The sequence below is a fragment of the Phenylobacterium sp. genome (assembly GCF_030693405.1).
Lineage (GTDB): Bacteria > Pseudomonadota > Alphaproteobacteria > Caulobacterales > Caulobacteraceae > Phenylobacterium.
Map to the genome: position 1 here is coordinate 1 of NZ_JAUYAW010000015.1, position 19729 is coordinate 19729.

Genomic DNA, 19729 nt, shown 5'->3' on the forward strand with positions numbered 1-19729 from the left:
CGGCCACGTAATCGTCCAGCGAAGCCGGCAACAGGAACGACTGGCGCCGATCCTCACCCTCAACGAAACGCCCCATGACCAGCCCTCCGAACGATGGCCGATTCTAGCTAAATTCGCGGCGTTTTCACACAGCCTGGACCCATGGCGGCCACGGCGTCGGCGACGATCTCGCCCGAGGTCTCGGCGTCGGCGCGGGCCGCATTGACCACCCCATGGGCCTGGCGCGCCCCATCGGCGGTCTTGCTGACCGTCACGGTGATCTGTTCCAGGGCCGCAGCGGTCTCTTCCAGGCTGGCGGCCTGCTGCTCCGTGCGGCGGGAGAGCTCGTCGGCCCCGGAGCTGACCTCCTGGGCGCTGCTGCGCAGGCTGCTGGTGGAGGCGTCGAGGGTGGCGATGGTGTCGTGCAGCCGGGCGATGGCGGTGTTGAAGTTGGCGCGCAGACCCTCATAGGCCTCGGGGAAGGGGGCATCGAGGGTGAAGTTCAGCTTGCCGGCCGACAGGTTTTCCAGGCCATCGGCCAGGGTCTGGACCACCAGCGCCTGGGCCTGGGCGGCTTCGGCGCGCTCAGCCTCGTTGGCCTGGCGTTCGGCCGCCGCGGCGGCGTCGCGGGCGGTCTCGGCCGCGGTGAGCTCGGCGACCTTCAGCCCGTTCTGGCGGAACACCTCGACCGTGCGGGCCATGGCGCCGATCTCATCGCCGCGCTCGGTCTCGGAGACCGGCATGCGATAGTCTCCGCCGGCCAGGGCGGCCATCACCCGTGACAGGCGGTCGACGGGCTGGGTGATGGAGCGGGTGGTGAGCCAGGAGGCGACGAGCGCCAGCAGGGCTGCGCCCAGCAGGGAGGTCAGGGCGAGGGTCTGGAATCCGCTGGCCGCCTTCTCCACCTGGCCGCCGACGGCCTGGTTGCGGGACTCCTGCAGGTCGATGAAGACGTTGATGGTCTTCAGCCACTCGCCGAACAGGGGGCCGACCTCTGTGTTGAGCAGGGTGCGAGCGGCTTCGGGCTGGCCCTGGGCCTGCAGGTCAATCACCTGGGCGACGAGCGGATTGGTGCGCGCCTGGATGGCGGCGATGTTGGCGATGATCTCCTGTTCGTCAGCCGACGCCGAGGCCATCATGTCGGCCATCAGGGACTCATTCTGCGCGTAGTCGGCGGCCAGCTTTTCGATCAGGTCGAGCTGGCCGCGAACCTGGGCGGGATCCTCCAGGATCACCACATCGCGGATGGCGATGGCCCGATCATGGACGCTGCCGCGGAAGTTGATCGCGTAGCGCTGCTTGACGCTGTTGACCTGATTGATCTGGGCGAGGTTGTCCTTGACCTGGTTGACCTGGGCGATGGACCCGATGGTCAGCCCCGTCATCAGCACAAGCAGAAATAGAAATCCAGTTACGATACGCGTGGAAATCTTGAACCGATGCACGAACGTTTGCTCCAACCAATACGCGACAAATATCTCGTCCTGCGTGTGTCAGGTTGGAGTAAATCAGGTGTTTATTTTTGCGGGCCGGAGCTGCGTCAAATACGCGTTTTGAGTAGCTGGGCCGCCAGTAAAAGCTGACCTATGGGAAACAACCCGTTCAGCTTAATTGACTCAAGCGGTGCGTTTATTTGAGCGCCTCCCCTGGCGGGCAGGGCGGCGGAGCGCCCCTAGGCGTCGGCGTCGGCGTCACGGAAATAGGGCTCGACCTCGCCCTGGAGCTTGACCGTCACGGGGTTGCCCTTGCGGTCCAGAGTCTTGCCGACCGCCAGCCGGACCCAGCCCTCACTGACGCAGTACTCATCGACGTTGTTCTTATCGATCCCCTTGAAACGGACGCCGACCCCCCGCGCCAGAACGGCCTCGTCATAGTGGGGGCTGTCGGGATTGGTGGCCAGGCGGTCAGGGGGGGTGTCAGCGGTCATGGTCATCGGCTCCACAGGTCGGCAGGTTCATAGGGCAGAATGGCGGTCGCTACAAAGCCCTCGCACGGCGCGGGACCCAACCCGCGCTCGCCCCGGCGCCGCGGGCGCAGGAGGCGACCCGACAAACGGGTGTTGTGGCCATGACGACAACCTCAGGGCGGTATTGCGCGGGGGTGCGACAATCCTGCCAGGGGCTGCGACATTCCGCCTTACCTGTTAGCAAATTCGCCTAGGCATAGAAGCGAAGCGCTGCCGGTTTCGCCCCCTATTATCGCTTAGATGACCGGTAAAGAGTATGGAGGGCGCGCGCTGATAAGGTCACAAGTGTGTATGTGTTTGCCTATAAACGATCTGATACTGGCACAAACCGTAACATAATCTGAGTGAAGCCCGCTGTACATTGATCGTTATGCTGGAGAAAGAGCGCTGCGATCTGCTCTCATGAAGTCTAGGGCGGGTCTCCACGACGGGCGCCATTGTGACGGTTAAGGTTCTGTTTGCCTCTTGAACGCCGTTATCCGGCCATTCAGGCCCGCAGAAGCCGGGCGAGGGGATCATTCATGTTCACACGCTACGCCAAGCCAGCATTCGCTGTTTTGTGCGCCGCCGCGCTGGCCCTGCCGGCCGTGGCTCACGCAGACGCCGCCAAGAACCTGCAGGTCGCAGGGCGCGCCCTGACCTTCCTGGAAGGCGGCCCGACCGGGACGACGCGGATGGGGGTCGTGTTCGATCCGTCCAAGCCGGCCTCGGTGGCTGAAAAGAACGCTGTCATGGCGGCCATCGGCGCGGGCTACGACGCCGGCGCCGTCAAGCTGGTGGGCACGGCTGTGGAGGCTGGCGCCGTCGCCGGCTCCAACGCTCAGGTCCTGTTCGTCACCAAAGGCGTCAACTACGCCGCGGTCGGCGCCGCCGCCAAGGGCAAGAAGATCATCACCATTTCGTCTGACGCCGCCTGCGCCAACTCCGGCGCCTGCGTCATGGCCGTGGCGACCGAGCCCAAGGTCGAAATCATCGTCAATCGTGCGACGGCCTCGGCCGTGGGCGCCGCCTTCAAGGCCGCCTTCCGCATGATGATCAAAGAAGTCTGAGCCGGCGCGACGCCAGGAGCCATTACCATGACCAAGTCCATCCTGTTTGCCGGCGCCGCCGCCGGCCTCGCGCTCGCCGCCGCCCTGCCGGCCAACGCCCAATCCATCGACTACGGCTCGCTCGAGCAGCTGTTCAATGAGCCTGTGACCACCAGCGCCACTGGTTCGCCGCAGCGCGCCAGCCAGGCGCCGGTCGACATGGACATCATTTCGGCCGACGAGATCCGTCGCTCGGGCGCCACCGACCTGCCGACCATCCTGTCCCGCGTGGCGGGTGTCGACATCCAGGCCTGGAGCGCCGGCCACGCTGATGTCGGCGTGCGCGGCTACAACCAGGCCCGCTCGGCCCGCCTGCTGGTGCTGGTGAACGGCCGTCAGGCCTATCTCGACCACTATGGCTACACCGCCTGGTCGACCCTGCCGGTGCGCCTGGAAGAAATCCGCCAGATCGAAGTGGTGAAGGGCCCCAACTCCGCCCTGTTCGGCTTCAACGCCGTGGCCGGGGTGGTGAACATCATCACCTACAATCCGAAGTTTGACGACGAGGGCTTCGCCACCGCCCGCGCCGGCAATGGCGGCTATGGGGAGCTGGCCCTCGGCCATACGGTCCAGTTCGGCGACCGCCTCTCCGCTCGCCTGACCGCCGGCGCCTCGCAGCAGGACGAGTGGGACAACAACACCGGCTCGGCCGACCGTCTCTTCCGTGACGCCGAGCGCGTGACGGCCAATATCGACGCGATCGCCCAGCTGGCCGATACGGTCGAGCTGCGGGTTGAAGGCGGCTACGCCAATACCCAGCAGACCGACATCATCTCCACCTACGCCTATGTGCCGGCCAAGTACCTGGCTCAGTCGATCAAGGGCACCCTGGCCTGGGATTCCAAGTTCGGTCTCATCCAGGCCTCGGCCTACCAGAACGACCTGTCGGTCAAGACCGAGATCGCGGCGGTTCCGACCCTGTATGAGAACACCATCCGTGTGTTCAGCCTGCAGAACCTGTTCAAGGTCGGCGCCCAGCATACCTTCCGGGTCGGCGTGGAGCAGCGCAACAACGAGATGCCCACCGCTCCGGTTCGTGGCGCGACCATCAGCTACGATGTCGTCTCGGTCTCGGGCATGTGGAACTGGCAGGTCAGCGACGCCCTGGCCGTGACCGCGGCCGCCCGCTACGACTCCCTGGAACTCAAGCGCGAAGGGGCTTTCCCCGCCGGCCTGCCGCCGCTCGGCAACGCCCTCTGGGACCGCAGCCTGGAGGAGACCACCTACAATCTCGGCGCGGTGTGGAGCGCCACTCCGGCAGACACTTTCCTGGCGACCTACGCCCGTGGCGTCCAGCTGCCGACCCTGGTGGATCTGGGCGGCCTGCAGCTGGTGGCGGTCACCCCGACCTTCCGCGGCGCCTTTGGGGGCAATCCCACCCTGGAGCCCACCGTGGTGACCAACTTCGGTCTGGCCTATGACCGCGACATGCCCCAGTTCGGCGGCAAGGTCGGGGTCCGGCTCTTCGCCCAGAAGAGCGAGGACCTGAAGGGCCAGCCCAACGCGGTTCAGGCCGATCTCCCGGCGACCCCGGTCAGCCTGCCGGTCTACACCTTCGTCAATATCGGCGAGTCCGAACTCAAGGGGGTCGAACTGACCGCCGAAGGCCGCTACGCCGATGGCTTCCACTGGAGCGCCAACTACGTCTTCACCGACGTCGAGGAGTCCATCGAGGCCGGCTACAACGCCGCCACCCGCTATGCGGCCTTCGCATCGACCACTCCGGAGCACCGGGCCAATCTGAACATCGGCTGGTCCAACGACCAGTGGTCGGTGGACACCTTCGCCCGCTACGAAGGCGACAAGGCCCTCTACTACAACGCCGCGCTTCAGCCCGTGGACGGCCACATGACCTTCGCCGGCCGTGTCGCCCGCGAGCTGCCCTACGGCATGACCCTGGCGGTCAGCGGTCAGAACCTGCTGGACGACGCCCAGCGCCAGACCAGCGGCCTGGCCGCCGAACGCCGGGTCTTCATGACCCTCAGCAAGGACTGGTAATCCCCATCGGCCCCACGCCACCCCCTCCCCCTGGGGTGGGGCCGCCCCGGGGGGCCGCGCCGAGCAGGGCGCGGTCCCCTGTCTTCTTCTGCTCAGGCCCGTTCTGAGCCCGAGTTCTTACGGCCAGCCGTCCGCTGGCCGGCGATCAACCGCCGGAGACCAGACATGAAATCGCTTCGCTTCGCTGATCTGTCCCTGGTGGTGAAAATGGCGATGGCGCCCGCCTTCGCCGTGGTGATGCTGGCCCTGGTCACCGGCGGCGCCTTCTACAGCCAGCAGCAACAGGCCAGCGCGCTTGACCGGATCGTCGAGGAGGACATGCAGGCGGGCCTCGACCTGGCGGCGGTCTCCCGTCGTGTGGCGGTGGCGCACCTCAACATCTACCAGCTGCTCACCCGGCAGGCCGGCGCGGCCGATCCCTTCGCCGCCCCGGATTCCTCGGCCGAGCTCACCGCCCTGCTAACCGAAGTGGACGCCATCAAGGCCGATCTCGAGGCGCTGAAGCCACGCCTGCCGGCCAACGAGCAGGCGAGGTTCACCGAGCTCACCCAGGATCTCACCGATTACCGGGACGGGGTCGAGGTGGTGGGCTCCATGATGGCGGTGGACTTCGGCACGGCGGTCGCCTTCGTTCAGCCCTTCGAAGAACACTATGCTCGCATGACCAAGACCCTGGAGCAGGCCACCGCCGCCATCCAGGCCGGCGCCGAGCAGCGTGCGGCCCAGAGCGCGGCCCGGGGCCAACTGGCCGGCCAGATCTTCATGATCGGCTCGCTGATCACCCTGCTGGCGGTGGCCGGACTGTCGGTGGTCGTCATCCTTGGGGTGCGTCGGGGCATTGACGGGATCGCCGGCGCCGCCGAGGCGCTGGCCTCGGGGAACGCCGCGCAGGATCTCAACCGACTGGAGCGCAGCGACGAACTGGGCGCCATCGTGCGCGGCCTGAAGGTCTTCCAGGACAATCAGCGGAGTCTGGCCAACCTGAACGAGGCCCAGCAGGCCAGCAGCCAGCGCGAAGCGGCCATGCGCGATCAGGTGGAGCAGGAGCGCGCCGCCGCCCAGGCCGCCCAGGCCGCTGTGGTCGAGGCCCTGGCCCGGGGGCTCTCGGGACTGTCCGACGGCGACCTGACCCTGCGGCTGACCGACCCCTTCACCAGCGAATACGAGCAGCTCCGCGCCGACTTCAATGGAGCGGTGGCCAAGCTGCAGGACGCCATGCGCGTCATCAGCGCCAATGTCACTCAGATCAGCTCCGGCGCTGATGAGATCGCCGGGGCTTCCGACGATCTGGCCCGGCGCACCGAGCAGCAGGCCGCGAGCCTGGAAGAAACGGCCGCGGCCCTCGACGAAATCACCGCCACGGTCCGCAAGTCGGCCGAGGGCGCCGGCCATGCCCGCACCGCGGTCGCCACCGCCCGCACCGGCGCCGGCGAGGGCGGTAAGGTGGTGGATCAGGCCATCGTCGCCATGGGCGGTATCGAAAAGTCCTCGGCTGAAATCACTCAGATCATCGGGGTGATCGACGAGATCGCCTTCCAGACCAACCTTTTGGCCTTGAACGCCGGCGTCGAGGCGGCGCGAGCCGGTGAAGCGGGCCGTGGCTTCGCCGTCGTCGCCTCGGAAGTGCGCGCCCTGGCCCAGCGCTCGGCCGAAGCGGCCAAGGAGATCAAGACCCTGATCAGCACCTCGACCGAGCAGGTCGGGGCTGGGGTCGATCTGGTCGGACGGACCGGCGCGGCCCTGCGCCAGATCGTCGTGCAGGTGGAGCAGATCGACGCCCTGGTGGGCGAGATCGCCGCCAGCGCCCAGGAGCAGGCGGTCGGCCTCAACGAGGTCAATGACGCGGTCAACCGCATGGATCAGGTCACCCAGCAGAACGCCGCCATGGTCGAGGAGGCCACCGCCGCCAGCCACGCCCTGCGCAGCGAGGCCTCCGAGCTGAGCCGACTGGTGGGCGAATTCCGCATCGAGGGCGGGGCCGGCGGGCGTCAAGGCCAAGGCGCCGCCTCTGCCCCGCGCCAGATGGTCGATCAGCTGCGCAAGGCCTATGGCTGAAGCCTGAGCCGCGATGGGGCCGCGACCTCGGTAGTCTCCCTGAGTGGCGCTGCCAGCTCGGCGCCGGCACAATGGCGCCATGCAGGACGAAGAGCTGATCGCCCACCGCGCCGCCGCCGCCGCCCGTCGGCGACTGGAGGCGCCCGGTGTCGCCGTCGGGATCACCGAAGACGTGATCAGGGACCAGGTGCACGCCTTCTATGGGCGGGTGCGGGCCGATTCCATGCTCGGGCCGATCTTCGAGGCCAAGATCGACGACTGGGACGCTCATCTGGCCAAGCTGTGCGACTTCTGGTCCTCGGTTCTGCTGATGACCGGTCGGTTCAAGGGCGCCCCCATGCCGGCCCATGCGCGGCTGGTGGGCGTTGGCGGGGCGCACTTCGCCCACTGGCTGGAGATCTGGCGAGGGACGGCGCGGGAGACTTGCGCGCCGCCGGCCGCCGATATGTTCATCGCGCGGGCGGAGATGATCGCCCGCAGCCTGCAGATGGGGATGGCCATGGCCCGGGGGGAACTCCCGCCCGTTCGCTCAGCGGCGGCCGGCGAAGCCGATCAGCACCGCGGCCGGCAGGATGAGCACCCCGGCCAGGACAAAGGGCGCCCAGCTTCCGACGCCTGAAAAGAGAAAGCCGGCCATGACGGGGCCGAGCACCCGGGCTGCGGCGCTTGAGGCGTTGTTGGCGCCCAAGGTTTCGCCCTGACGCCCGGCCGGCGCCGCCCGGGAGATGAGCGAAGACGTGGCGGGCTGACTGGTGGTGTGGCCGATCACCAACACGATCATCAGGATGATGGCCACGGTGACCGGCGGGCCGAGCGCCTCCAGGAACAGGAAGATGGCGGTGACCGTCAGGCCGATTAGCACGGTGGGGCGCTCGCCGATCTTCTGGACCGCCCATCCGGCCAGCAGGCCCTGGCTGGTGGCGGCGGCCACGCCGGTGAGCGCCATGACGAAGCCGATCATCTTCGGATCCCAGCCGTACTCCGCAGCCCCCCAGAGCCCGAAGATGGACCACATGGCCGAGAAGCCGGCGAAGGACAGGAAGGTCCCGGCCATCAGCCGGCGCAGGGTCGGGTCGCGCAGGGTCTGGGCCAGGGCCTGAAGGGGACCGGGGCGTGGGGCGTCGGCGCCGGCCCGGGTGCGGCTCTCGCGCACAAAGACCGCCGCGCCGACCGCGCCCGCCAGGCACAGGGCCGCAGCCGTCAGCAAGGGCGGTTGGAACCCTGCCGCGCCCAGCTCAGGGCGCGCCAACAGGCCGCCGAGCAGCGGACCCACCACGAAACCGATGCCGAAGGCCGAGCCGATCAGGCCCAGGCGCCCGGCCAGTTTCTCTGGCGGCGTCACATCGACGATATAGCCCTGGATGGTGGAGATATTGCCACTGAACACGCCGGCCACGGCGCGGGCGGCGACGGCGAACCAGATGTTGGGCGCAAAGGCCAGGGCCACATAGCCAAGTGCCGCCATCAGGATGGTGCCGAGGATCACCGGCTTGCGGCCGATACGGTCTGACAGTCGGCCCCAGATCAGCTCGCCGAAGAATTGGCCGGCGGCGAACACGGCGAACATCAGGGTCACCTGCCAGGCGGTGGCCGAGAACACCACGGCGTAGAAGGGCAGGAGAGGGATCACCACCCCAAAGCCGATCAGGCTCAGGAACACCACCCCCATCAGGACCGGGACGGCCAGAGGACTGGGGGGCGGCAGAGCGGACTCGGTGGCGGACATGGCCCTGCGCATAGCCCGCCTTGGCCGATCAGACCAATCTATTGCGCCGTTCGCTGGAGCCAGATGGCCCGATGAGGCAGAGACCGCAGCAAGCTCTCAAGGTGGATCCGGACCGATCATGGGCGGCGCAACCGCAAGGGTTCTCCCTGAGTTGCGCCCCACGAGGGGAAAATAGGGATCACATGTAGTGAGGCGACCGACACCTTAACGACCTCTCCCGCGACCACAGACGGCGCCGAGGTAGCTGAGCGCTCGTCATCCCCTTTGATGACTTGTGACAAAACCTCTGATAAGTTCAAGGCAGATCTGAGGTTTTGTCACATGCCGCCCGCGCCGGATTCGCAAAGGGTCCAACTCAAGAACCTGCTCGATGGCCGCAGTATGATGCGTGCGAAGGAACTGCGAGAGGCTGGGATCAGCGCGCAGACGATTGCACGCGCCGTTGAGACTGGTGAAATCGAACGCATCGCCCGCGGAGTTTACCAGAAGCGGGGATCTGAGATCGAGGAGAACCAAATCCTCGCAGAGGCCGCCATCCGCGTCCCAAAGGGCGTGATCGCTCTCGTGTCGGCGCTCGCTTTTCACGGTTTGACCGATCAAATGCCGCGCCGCATCTGGATAGCCATCGGCGCCAGCGACTGGGCGCCCGTGCAGTCCTACCCCCCGATGCGCACTGTGCGGTTCACGGAGCGCTATCTGCGTCAGGGGATCGAGACCCATATGATCGCTGGCCGTGAGGTTCCGATCTACTCCGTCCCTAAGACCCTCGCCGACCTCTTCCGCAATTCGAAGCTGGTTGATCGGTCGGTCGCCGTGGAAGGGCTGCGCGCCGCCATCGAACAACGCAAGGCGACCCCGAGTGCGATCGCTCAGGGCGCGAAATCCGGTGGCGCGTGGAAGGTCATGCAACCCTATCTCGAGGCGCTGACGTCTAATGGCTAGAACACCGACCAACATGGCCAAGTCCGTCAAGGATCGGCTGCTCAACATTGCCCGGCAGGAAGGCCGGGTGTTCGACGTTCTGTTGGTGCGCTTCGCGCTGGAACGGTTGCTCTACCGGCTATCGGTCTCGAAGCATCGCGACCGTTTCGTATTGAAGGGCGGGATGTTGGTCACCGCCTGGGTCGAGAATGAGAATCGGGTGACCCGAGACGCAGACGTTTTAGGCCATGGCGATCCCGACCCCGAACGCTTGGCCACCGACTTCCGGGAGATCATGGCGATCGAGAGCGACGATGGCCTCGTCTTTGAGCTCGACGCCATAGTGGCCTCAGTCAGCAGGGTAACCTGCGAGGCTGCCGCCGAAGAGACGACGGCCTAGAAGGGCAGCAGGGGGATCACCACCCCAATTCCGATGAGGCTCAAGAAAAAACCACCTCCATCAGGACCGGAACGGCCAGAGGTCTGGGGGCGGCAGGACGGACTCGGTGGCGGACATGGCCCTGCGCATAGCCGCCTTGGCCGATCAGACCAATCTATTGCGTTGTTCGCTGGAGCCAGAAGGCGCGGTTAGGAAGCGACCGCAGTAAGCTCTCAAGGCGGTGAGTAGCGCCACGGATTCCGAATGACCTAAGTCGCGGTGGCCTCGAGGCTGTTCGAAATAGGTAGAGGTCTTTGGGGCGCGGCTAGCTCCCGACGACGTCGCGGCGTCATCCCTGGACCTCTTGCACGAGCTGCAGCGTCTGGAGCCGCGCCAGCAGCGTGTCGGCGTTCTCGCTGGGAAGAGGCAGGTCTTGAAGCAGTCCCGGCCATTGATCGAGGGCTCGCTGGACGACCTTCCGAATCTCGCCCTCCGCCCGATCTGCATCGACGTCGAGGAACGCCGCCAGTCTGCGGAATTTCGCCAGCCCGATCGTTTCGAACGTCTTAGACCCCACGAACTCAAGGGCGAGGTTATCGCGCGCCGAATAGAGGACCGTCGGCACGATGTCGTTGGCCGGTGAGAGTTTCGGGCTCACCCCGTCCTCGAACCTGAACGACCAGTTCTTCAGATGGTTGTCCCCATTGCCGATCAGGATGTCGGCAGCGACCCTTCTCAAGCCTTCCAGCACATCGTTTCGGCGATTGACCGAGAAGCGCCGGATCATGTTCAGAACTGTGTCCGTGTTCGCCATGGTGTATTTGCGATCGCCAACAGCCCCGAGGATCTGTGCGGCATCCTCGATGTGAACGCGACCGCCCCCGGTCCGGTCGAAGCGATCGACGGCCAGGGCATACTCGCCTGCTTCAAGGAAAACCTCGGGAATGCCTTCAATGGCGGCGACCGGGATCAGCCTCACCGTCGCAGTGTTGATTCCTGCCGCGCGGCACAGCGTCATGGCGGCGTACTCGGCCTCGGGCAGGCCTTGGTATGCGGCGCTCGGCGCCTTGAGGATGATCCGGCCCTCGCCACTGCGCCCCGGCATGGTGAGCCGGTCACCCTGGTCGACGACGTTGAATTTGAGCTGCACGCCGGCCAGGGAGAACTTCACCACGCCTTCGGGCACAGGCGCGCGAACGCCGGCGACTTCACCCCAGCCGATGGCGCCGAGGTCGGCGCCCATACCGGTTTCGGGCACGATGACGACGGCGCCGGCGAGGTCGGCGCCCAGCCGCGCTAGGACGTCAAAATAGTCGTGGTCGCCCGGTCCCATCTCGCGTTCGACGAGGTCCCGCAGCGCGCCTTCGGGGAGCAGCCCAGAGAACCAAGGCGGCAAAAAGCCCGGATAGGCGATCTTGTCTGATCGGTTGGTCAGTCGCGCCTGGGTCTCCCGTTCGCCACGCCTGTCCACCCAGGCCAGGCTGAGGATCGGACGACCCGGAGTGCGCAGATAATGATCATCAACGACGAAGGTGACGGCGCCGCTGCCATCGCGCACAAGGGATCCTGCCCGCACCCGATCGCCGCTGGCGCTGAGGAGATAGACGGCAAGAACCGCAGCGGAGCGCGCCATCAGCGGCTCTCCGTGGTGTCGTCCTCGGCGCCGAGATCGATGAAGAGTTCATCGAACATGGAGGGAGGCGCGGGTTCCAGCGACATTGTCGCATCCCGGTTTGCGCCCATGACCTGCATGACCGCGTCAGATTTCTCGTGGGGCACCAGGACGAGCTTCATCTGCAATACCTCGGCGATGTCCTGCAGCAGACTGAGCCGATCCTGTTTGCGGGCGTTGTCGTCGAGACTGCGGAGGAGTTCGGAGATTCGCGCGGGAGAGCGATGGACCCACTCGGCCAGCACGGTCTGGGTCATCTCGTGATCGAACAGCCGCTCTCTTATCTGGCCTGACAGCTTGAACATTACGTTATTCCGTAATTCATTCAGAACTATCCGCTTAAGCGGAAAAATGCGAGATGGCTACCGTTTAAACGTAATATGCGGTCTATATTTCGCATACTCGTAATTGGACGATGGAGCGCCAGCACCGGGGAGGCTCAACACAGTGGCTCCGCACCCTTTCGGCTACCGCCGCCGAGCACGTGGCGTAGACGCTGGATGATCGGTCGGTCGCAGTGGAAGGGCTGCGCGCCGCCATCGAACAACGCAAGGGACCCTGAGCGCGATCGCTCAGGGCGCGAAATCCGGCGGCGCGTGGAAGATCATGCAACCCTATCTCGAGGCGCTCACGTCTAACGGCTAGAACACTGCAGGGACTTGGCCCCCGACTAGGATTCTCGACCGCGAGCCGGGTCCTTCTGCCGCAGCTTAGGGCGGCGAGATGGCCAAAGTGGCTGACAGGGGCTTGCGCAAAGGCGGCGTTGGCCGACCAGACCAATCGGTTGCACGCGTGCGGCCAGGCGGCCGCCGCTGTCAGGCGCTGGCGAGCGCGCTCTGGAACAGGATCGCGCCGTCGGCGGAGCCCAGCTCGGGCTCGAAGGCCCGGTCGGGGTGAGGCATCATGCCGAGCACATTGCCGCGGGCGTTGACGATGCCGGCGATGTCCCGGGCCGAGCCATTGGGATTGTCGCGGTAGCGGAACACCACCTGACCTTCGCCCTCCAGGCGGTCGAGGGTGGCCTCGTCGGCGAAATAGTTGCCCTCGCCATTGCCCACAGTCATCACCGCCTCGCGGCGGCCGCCATAGCCAGAGGTGAAGCGGGTCTGGGCGTTGGTGATCTCCAGGGCGACCGGCTTGCAGACATATTTCAGCCGCTCGTTCTGCAGCAGGGCGCCGGGCAGGAGGCCCGCCTCGCAGAGCACCTGGAAGCCGTTGCAGATGCCGACGGTGGCCACGCCACGCTCAGCCGCAGCCTTCACCTCGGCCATGACCGGCGACAGGGCGGCCATGGCCCCGCAGCGCAGATAGTCGCCGTAGGAGAAGCCCCCCGGCAGGACGATCAGGTCCAGGCCCTCGGGCAGAGCGGTGTCGCCGTGCCACACCATCTCGACCTGGGCGCCGGTGGAGCGCTCCACGGCGACCTTGCAGTCGCGGTCGCAGTTTGAGCCGGGGAAGACGATGACGGCGGCTTTCATGTCGCGTTCGAACCTGATCGTTCCAAGGTTGAGCCGGCCGCGAGGCCGGACGGATGGACCTCACCGCGCGGCGGCGAGAGACTCCCAATAGGCGAGAAGCTCGTCATAGGCGGCGGGATCGCCCAGGGCGCAGCCCTCATGTTCCATCACCCTGGCCCCATCCCGGCGGGTTGCGGTCTGGATAAAGACCGCCGGATGGGCTGGAGCCTCGGGCTTGGTGAATATGTAGGACGCCCGGCCGGTCTCTTCATTGAAGATGTCGTAGGGCTCGCCTGGGGCGTCCGGGGCCGGGGTCACGCCCGGGCGGGCGAGGATCTGATCCCGGATCGAGTCGAAGCCCTGGGCGCAATCCAATTCGAAGGCGGCCACGGGCTCAGGCTCAGTTGGCGCGCAGGCCGCAAGGCCGAGGGCCAGCAGGCCAGGCGCCAGGGCGCCCCAGCGCTTCACGCCAGCTCGACCCGGTAGCTTTCGATCACCGTATTGGCCAGCAGCTTGTCGCACATGGCCTTGACCTCGGCCTCGGCGGCCGCGCGGTCGGCGGACGCCAGATCGAACTCTATGGTCTTGCCGACGCGGACGCCCTCGACGCCCGACCAGCCCAGGCCATGCAGGGCCTGTTCGACGGCCTTGCCCTGGACGTCCAGGACGCCCGGCTTGAGGAAGACGTGGACCTTGGCCTTCACTAGTGCAGTCCTCCTTGGATCACGGTGGGCATCTCTTTCATGATGCCCAGGCGGCGCGCCACCTCGGTATAGCTCTCGATCACATCGCCCAGGTCGCGGCGGAAGCGATCCTTGTCGAGCTTCTCATTGGTCGTCGAATCCCACAGGCGGCAGGAATCGGGGCTGATCTCGTCGGCCAGGATGACCCGACCGAAGTCGTTCTCCCAGACGCGGCCGAACTCGATCTTGAAATCCACGAGCGTGATGCCGACCGCGCCGAACATGCCGGTCAGGTAGTCGTTGACCCGCAGGGTCAGGGCCATGATGTCGTCGATCTCCTGGGTCGAGGCCCAGTTGAAGGCGGTGATGTGCTCCTCGGTGACCATCGGGTCGTGGAGCTTGTCGTCCTTCAGGAAGAACTCGATGATCGAGCGGGGCAGGGCCTGACCCTCGGGCAGGCCAAGCCGGGTGGAGAGCGAGCCAGCGGCGATGTTGCGGCACACCACCTCCAGCGGAATGATCTCCACCTCGCGGATCAGCTGCTCGCGCAGGTTCAGCCGCTTGATGAAGTGGTTCTGCACCCCGATGGAGTTCAGGCGCGTCATCACGAACTCGCTGATGCGGTTGTTGATGACGCCCTTGCCCTCCAGCACGGCCTTCTTGGTCGCGTCGAAGGCGGTGGTGTCGTCCTTGAAGTACTGGATCAGGGTGCCGGGCTCGGGACCCTCGTAGAGGATCTTGGCCTTGCCCTCGTAGATCTTTTTGCGGCGGGTCATCTGCAACGCCTTCTCCCAGAACGAGGGCTTGCCGCCATCGGAAATGAAAAAACGCGCGCAGCGGTCTCCACGCGCGGTTCCGACTCGGCCTCTCGTTCGACATGAGGCGCGGGGAAATTAGCGGATGGGCGCGGCCGGCGCAAACCTTGCGCGCGCGTCCTACTGTAGGCCGCCCTGTGGCCGATTGCGAACGTGAGGCAACTCGTCTGTTTCGATTGCGGGGCGGGCCTGCGGAAGGTATGCAGCCTGCGATGTGCCGCTTATCGGGGAACGCATGACCACGTTTGACGATCGTGAGAAGGGCTTCGAAAGGAAGTTCGCGCTCGATCAGGAACAGGAATTCAAGGCCAGCGCGCGGCGTAACCGCATGCTTGGCGAGTGGGCGGCCGGCCTGATGGGCCTGGCCGAGGACCGCGTGGCGACCTATGCCCAGGCTGTGGTCCGCTCCGATCTGGAGCAGCCCGGCGAGGAAGACGTGCTGCGCAAGGTCTTCGAAGACCTCAAGGGCTCCGGCGTCCAGGTCTCCGAGGGCGAAGTCCGGATGAAGCTGGACGAGTTCATGGCTCAGGCCCGCGAGCAGGTTCGCGGCGGCCAGTAGGTCGGCCTGAGCGGCGGCCGCTGCTCGCGCAACAATTCCAAGACTCTCAGGACGGCGATTGCCCGCCATTGGGCGCGCGGTCGCGATGACCTGTCCGGCGAGCGGGCTGTCGCGCCGCCGATGGGCGCTGAGGCGTCACCCTCGGTGGCGGTCGCCGCTGGGATCGGGTACCCGTAACGCACCTGCCGACATCGCGGACGGCGACGGGCGCGCGCCAGGGCTGGCCCGACTGTCGACCGTGCGCCGCATTCGGAGATGCGATGCCCCACGACGACTCCCTGATCCTGACCCTGGTGGCCGGCTTCGTCCTGGCCTTCGTGTTCGGCATGCTGGCCAATCGGCTAAAGCTGTCGCCGCTGGTGGGCTATCTGCTGGCGGGCGTGGCGGTGGGCCCGTTCACCCCCGGTTGGGTGGCCGACGTCTCCCTGGCGGGACAGTTGGCCGAGATCGGGGTGATCCTGCTGATGTTCGGGGTTGGCCTGCACTTTTCGCCGGCTGATCTCCTGAAGGTCCGCAAGGTGGCTGTGCCGGGCGCCCTGGTTCAGATCGCCGTGGCGACGGCTCTGGGCTGGGGGGCCGGTCGACTTCTCGGTTTCTCCAACGGGGAGGCGGCGCTCTTTGGCCTGACCCTGTCGGTCGCGTCCACCGTGGTCCTGCTGCGGGCCATTGAGGAGCGCAAGGCGCTCAAGACCGAGGCTGGGCAGACCGCCGTCGGCTGGCTGATCGTCGAGGACCTGGTGATGGTCATCGCCCTGGTCCTGGTGCCGCTGATGGCGCTCAGCCAGACAGGGGCGGGCGCGGGCGGCATAGCCCTGCAGATCGGGTCGACCCTGCTGCAGATCGCCATCTTCCTCGCCTTCATGATGATCGTGGGCGCGCGCGTCCTGCCCTGGCTGCTGGTGCGGATCGCCCACACCAAGTCGCGGGAGCTGTTCACCCTGGGCGTGCTCGCCATCGCGCTCGGCATCGCCTACCTGGCCTATGCGGTGTTCGGGGCGTCCTTCGCCCTGGGCGCCTTCGTGGCCGGGGTGGTGTTGAGCAGCTCGCCTCTTGGCCACAACGCCGCCGAACGGTCTCTGCCCCTGCGGGACGCCTTTGCGGTGCTGTTCTTTGTGTCGGTGGGCATGCTGTTCGACCCGGCCGTGATCGTTGATCGCCCCCTGGCGGTGATCGCCGTCGTGCTGATCGTCGTGGTCGGCAAGTCGGCCGCGGCCCTGGCCATCACCAGCCTGTTCAGGGTGGAGAAGCGCTCCAGCCTGATGATCGCCGCCAGTCTCGCCCAGATCGGCGAGTTCTCGTTCATCCTGGCCGGCGTCGGGGTCTCGGTGGGGATCATGGCCCGGGAGACCCACGACCTGGTGCTGGCCGGCGCCCTGATCTCGATCCTGGCCAATCCCTTCGTCTTCCGACTGGCGGACTGGCTCGGACGATCAAAGGACCAGGAGCCGCCAGCGACCGGCGACAGAGACGCCCCAGCGTCGGCCCAGGCCTGAGCGGACCTCAGGCCTGCTCGCCGAACACCCGGGCGAAGACCGTGTCCACATGCTTGAAGTGGTAGCCCAGGTCGAACAGGGCCTCGAGCTCCTCATCGGCCAGGGTGATCTCGGGGTCGGCCTTGAGGAAGTCCAGGAAGTTCCCCTCGCCGCGCCAGACCTTCATGGCGTTGCGCTGGACCGCGGCATAGCCGCCCTCCCGCGAGGAGCCCTTCTGGGTCAGGGCCAGCAGCACCCGCTGGGAATGGACGAGGCCCCCCAGGCGGTCGAGGTTCTTGGCCATGTTCTCCGGATAGACCACCAGCCGCTCCATGACGCCGGCCAGGCGGCGCAGGGCGAAGTCCATATGGATGGTGGCGTCGGGCGCGATGCCGCGCTCGACCGAGGAGTGGCTGATGTCGCGCTCATGCCACAGGGCGACATTCTCGAGCGCCGGGACGGCGGCCGAGCGGATCAGGCGAGCGAGGCCCGTCAGGTTCTCCGTCAGGATCGGGTTGCGCTTATGCGGCATGGCGCTGGAGCCCTTCTGGCCCACATCGAAGGCCTCCTCGGCCTCCAACACCTCGGTGCGCTGCAGGTGGCGGATCTCCACGGCCAGGCGCTCGATGGACGAGGCGACGACGGCGAGCGCACAGAAATAGGCCGCGTGGCGGTCGCGCGGGATCACCTGGGTGGAGACCGGTTCGACCGCCAGGCCCAGCTTTTCGGCCACATGGGCTTCGACCTGGGGGGAGACGTTGGCGAAGGTGCCCACAGCCCCGGAGATGGCGCAGGTGGCGATCTCGAACTTCGCCATGGCCAGGCGCTCCTTGGCGCGCTGGAACTCGGCATAGTGGCCGGCGAGCTTTAGACCAAAGGTGGTGGGCTCGGCGTGGATGGCGTGGCTGCGGCCGACGCAGGGGGTCATGCGGTGCTCGAAGGCGCGCTTCTTCAGGGCGGCCAGGACGAGGTCCACGTCCTCGATCAGCAGGTCGGTGGCCCGGCTGAGCTGGACGGCCAGCGCCGTGTCGTTCACGTCCGACGACGTCATGCCCTGGTGCAGGAAGCGGGCTTCGGGGCCCACCACTTCGGTGACATGGGTCAGGAAGGCGATGACGTCGTGCTTCACCTCGCGCTCGATGGCGTCGATGCGCTCGGCGTCCCAGACCACGTCGCGGCCCTTGGCCCAGATGGTCTCCGCAGCCTCCTTGGGAATGACGCCCAGCTCGGCCATGGCGTCGGCCGCATGCGCCTCGATCTCGAACATGATCTTGAACCGCGTCTGGGGCGACCAGATGTCGGCGGCGTCGGCGCGGGCGTAACGGGGGATCATAGGCGGGCTCCTTGGACACCGGCTGATGGAGGCCAAGGCGCCCGCCTGTCAAGACGAAGGGGTCAGTCTTCGTTAGACGCCGCCAGCGCCGTGGCCATGTCCTTGGGCAGGGTGATGGCCGCCAGCAGGTAGTGGACGCCAGCCCAGGCATAGATCAGCAGGTTCCAGATGATCCCTTGCCGCGATCCCTCGGCGATGGCCGCCCGGCAGGCGGCGTCGACCACAGGGCCGGCGCCCGGCGCCCCGATCCCGCCGGGGCAGAGGGTGAAGAAGTCCCCCATCTGGTTGGCGGCGAACAGGTGCTGGCTGATCATGTCGATGCACCAGCCGCAGAAGGGCGGGCCAAAGCCGAGCGCGATCAGGTTGAGGACGAAGAACAGCAGGGCTGTGGCCGTCGCCCGCATCCGCAGGGAGACGGCATTCTGGATCACCCCGAAGGTGGGGCCGAGATAGGTGTAGTGGAAGATGCCCGGCAGCAGCAGCAGGGCCGCGGCCCAGCGCCAGTCGTTCTGCAGATAGACGAGGATGTAGAGCGGGCAGGCGATCAGCAGGCCAAGGGCCGGGACAAGGGCGTACCAGCGCCCCGACCGCTTGCCGGCCCAGTCGGTGAGGAAGCCGCCGAGCAGGGTGCCGACGCCAGCGGCGACGCCGCCCACCAGGCCGAAGATCAGGCCGACCGTGGCCAGGTCCAGGCCGAACATGCGGATGAAATAGGCCGCCTGATACTGGCCAGTGCCGTAGCTGGCGAAGGAGGCGACGGTGATGCCCGCCACCATGTGGAAGAAGCCCCAGCGGCCGAAGATCCGCTTGGCCACCGCCAGGATCGACGGCGGCTTGATCGCCACCGGCGGAACGGTCTCTTCACCCTCGAGCACCGGGGTGTCGATGACGGGGACCTGTTCGGAATAGCCCCTCGGCGGCTCCTTGACGAAGATCTTCAGGGCGATGGCCACCAGGATGCCCGGCAACCCCACCACCACGAAGGCGGCGCGCCAGGAGACGTTCTGGGCCAGCCAGCCGCCGGCGACGGCGCCGAACATGGTGCCCAGCGGAATGCCGAAGGAATAGATCGACAGGGCGGTGGCGCGGCGCTTGGGCTCGTAATAGTCGCTGATCAGCGAGTGGGCCGGCGGCGAGAGGCCCGCCTCGCCGACGCCGACCCCAAGACGGAAGAGGATCAGCATCAGGAAGTTGTTGGCCATGCCGCAGAGCGCGGTGAAGGCCGACCAGATCACGATGGAGATCGAGATGATGTTGACCCGGTTGCCGCGCTCGGCGAGCCGGGCGATCGGGATGCCCAGGGTGGTGTAGAGCAGGGCGAAGGCCAGGCCGCCCAGCAGGCCGAGCTGGGTGTCGGTGAGGCCGAGGTCGACCTTGATCGCCTGACCGATGGTCGAGATGATCGTCCGGTCGATGAAATTGAAGGTGTAGGCCAGGACCAGCAGCCCGAGGACCGTGGTCTTGTAACCCTCAGAGAACTGAGGTTTTGGCGGCGCAGCCGCGCCCGCGTCGATGGCTGTCAAGAATCCCTCCCCCGAACGGATTTTCGTTCTTATGGAGAGGCATGTGGACACAGGCTCTGACCCGACGCCAGGGCCCAGGCGTGGCCCGCCCGACGCCGGTCAG

At 66.6% G+C, this 19729-nt stretch carries 19 protein-coding genes; 8 read left to right on the forward strand and 11 right to left on the reverse strand.

Annotated features, from left to right (window positions below):
- Positions 1–107: 107 nt before the first annotated feature.
- Positions 108–1424 carry an MCP four helix bundle domain-containing protein gene (locus Q8N19_RS03315; protein ID WP_305588211.1) on the reverse strand — a complete coding sequence of 439 codons (1317 nt, stop codon included), beginning with the start codon at positions 1422–1424 and terminating at the stop codon, positions 108–110.
- Positions 1425–1651: 227 nt separating this feature from the next.
- Positions 1652–1912, reverse strand: a complete 261-nt coding sequence (locus tag Q8N19_RS03320; RefSeq protein WP_305588212.1) for a DUF3297 family protein — start codon at positions 1910–1912, stop codon at positions 1652–1654.
- A gap of 554 nt (positions 1913–2466) precedes the next feature.
- Between Q8N19_RS03320 and Q8N19_RS03325 the strand changes: the two genes are divergently transcribed.
- The 4 genes from Q8N19_RS03325 (at position 2467) to Q8N19_RS03340 (ending at position 7705) form a co-directional block, all read left to right on the forward strand.
- Positions 2467–2994 carry a hypothetical protein gene (locus tag Q8N19_RS03325; RefSeq protein ID WP_305588213.1) on the forward strand — a complete coding sequence of 176 codons (528 nt, stop codon included), beginning with the start codon at positions 2467–2469 and terminating at the stop codon, positions 2992–2994.
- A gap of 27 nt (positions 2995–3021) precedes the next feature.
- Positions 3022–5031, forward strand: coding sequence for a TonB-dependent siderophore receptor (locus tag Q8N19_RS03330; protein WP_305588214.1), 2010 nt, complete (start codon positions 3022–3024; stop codon positions 5029–5031).
- Positions 5032–5196: 165 nt separating this feature from the next.
- Positions 5197–7086 (forward strand): methyl-accepting chemotaxis protein, encoded by a 1890-nt coding sequence (locus Q8N19_RS03335; protein ID WP_305588215.1) that lies wholly within the window; start codon positions 5197–5199, stop codon positions 7084–7086.
- A gap of 43 nt (positions 7087–7129) precedes the next feature.
- Positions 7130–7705 carry a group III truncated hemoglobin gene (locus Q8N19_RS03340; protein WP_305588216.1) on the forward strand — a complete coding sequence of 192 codons (576 nt, stop codon included), beginning with the start codon at positions 7130–7132 and terminating at the stop codon, positions 7703–7705.
- On the opposite strand, the gene Q8N19_RS03345 is transcribed toward Q8N19_RS03340, so the two are convergent.
- Positions 7616–8812: an MFS transporter gene (locus tag Q8N19_RS03345; protein WP_371133777.1), complete on the reverse strand. Its 1197-nt coding sequence runs from the start codon at positions 8810–8812 to the stop codon at positions 7616–7618. The genes Q8N19_RS03340 and Q8N19_RS03345 overlap by 90 nt on opposite strands.
- A gap of 321 nt (positions 8813–9133) precedes the next feature.
- Here Q8N19_RS03345 and Q8N19_RS03350 point away from each other — a divergent pair, with 321 nt between their 5' ends.
- Positions 9134–9754, forward strand: coding sequence for an AbiEi antitoxin N-terminal domain-containing protein (locus Q8N19_RS03350; RefSeq protein ID WP_305588217.1), 621 nt, complete (start codon positions 9134–9136; stop codon positions 9752–9754).
- Positions 9755–9767: 13 nt separating this feature from the next.
- On the forward strand, positions 9768–10133 hold the full coding sequence (locus Q8N19_RS03355) for a nucleotidyl transferase AbiEii/AbiGii toxin family protein (RefSeq protein ID WP_305588218.1): 366 nt from the start codon (positions 9768–9770) through the stop codon (positions 10131–10133).
- A 328-nt stretch (positions 10134–10461) separates the two neighbouring features.
- On the opposite strand, the gene Q8N19_RS03360 is transcribed toward Q8N19_RS03355, so the two are convergent.
- The 6 genes from Q8N19_RS03360 to purC all read right to left on the reverse strand — a co-directional run bounded on the left by Q8N19_RS03360 (position 10462) and on the right by purC (position 14700).
- The gene (locus tag Q8N19_RS03360) at positions 10462–11745 is read right to left on the reverse strand and encodes a type II toxin-antitoxin system HipA family toxin (RefSeq protein WP_305588219.1); all 1284 of its coding nucleotides are present in this window, start codon (positions 11743–11745) and stop codon (positions 10462–10464) included.
- A complete protein-coding gene (locus Q8N19_RS03365) occupies positions 11745–12089 on the reverse strand; it encodes a hypothetical protein (RefSeq protein WP_305588220.1) in 345 nt (114 codons plus the stop codon). Before Q8N19_RS03365 ends, Q8N19_RS03360 begins: the two co-directional genes overlap by 1 nt.
- A 510-nt stretch (positions 12090–12599) precedes the next feature.
- A complete protein-coding gene (purQ, locus tag Q8N19_RS03370) occupies positions 12600–13262 on the reverse strand; it encodes a phosphoribosylformylglycinamidine synthase subunit PurQ (protein ID WP_305588221.1) in 663 nt (220 codons plus the stop codon).
- Positions 13263–13322: 60 nt separating this feature from the next.
- A complete protein-coding gene (locus tag Q8N19_RS03375; RefSeq protein WP_305588222.1) occupies positions 13323–13709 on the reverse strand; it encodes a hypothetical protein in 387 nt (128 codons plus the stop codon).
- Complete coding sequence (purS, locus tag Q8N19_RS03380; protein WP_305588223.1) at positions 13706–13945, reverse strand: phosphoribosylformylglycinamidine synthase subunit PurS; 240 nt, start codon at positions 13943–13945, stop codon at positions 13706–13708. Before purS ends, Q8N19_RS03375 begins: the two co-directional genes overlap by 4 nt.
- Positions 13945–14700 (reverse strand): phosphoribosylaminoimidazolesuccinocarboxamide synthase, encoded by a 756-nt coding sequence (purC, locus tag Q8N19_RS03385; RefSeq protein WP_293318231.1) that lies wholly within the window; start codon positions 14698–14700, stop codon positions 13945–13947. The genes purS and purC overlap by 1 nt, the downstream gene beginning before the upstream one ends.
- 274 nt (positions 14701–14974) lie before the next feature.
- On the opposite strand from purC, the gene Q8N19_RS03390 reads away from it, so the two are divergent.
- Together Q8N19_RS03390 and Q8N19_RS03395 are read left to right on the forward strand one after the other, a co-directional pair.
- Complete coding sequence (locus tag Q8N19_RS03390) at positions 14975–15298, forward strand: DUF1476 domain-containing protein (RefSeq protein ID WP_305588224.1); 324 nt, start codon at positions 14975–14977, stop codon at positions 15296–15298.
- Between the two features lie 260 nt (positions 15299–15558).
- Entirely contained in the window at positions 15559–16791 is a 1233-nt protein-coding gene (locus tag Q8N19_RS03395; RefSeq protein ID WP_305588225.1) for a cation:proton antiporter, read from the forward strand.
- Between the two features lie 7 nt (positions 16792–16798).
- Here the strand turns inward: Q8N19_RS03395 and purB are convergent, their stop codons facing one another.
- Positions 16799–18103: an adenylosuccinate lyase gene (gene purB / locus Q8N19_RS03400; RefSeq protein ID WP_305588226.1), complete on the reverse strand. Its 1305-nt coding sequence runs from the start codon at positions 18101–18103 to the stop codon at positions 16799–16801.
- 62 nt (positions 18104–18165) lie between these two features.
- The gene (locus Q8N19_RS03405) at positions 18166–19626 is read right to left on the reverse strand and encodes an MFS transporter (protein ID WP_305588227.1); all 1461 of its coding nucleotides are present in this window, start codon (positions 19624–19626) and stop codon (positions 18166–18168) included.
- Positions 19627–19729: the final 103 nt, after the last annotated feature.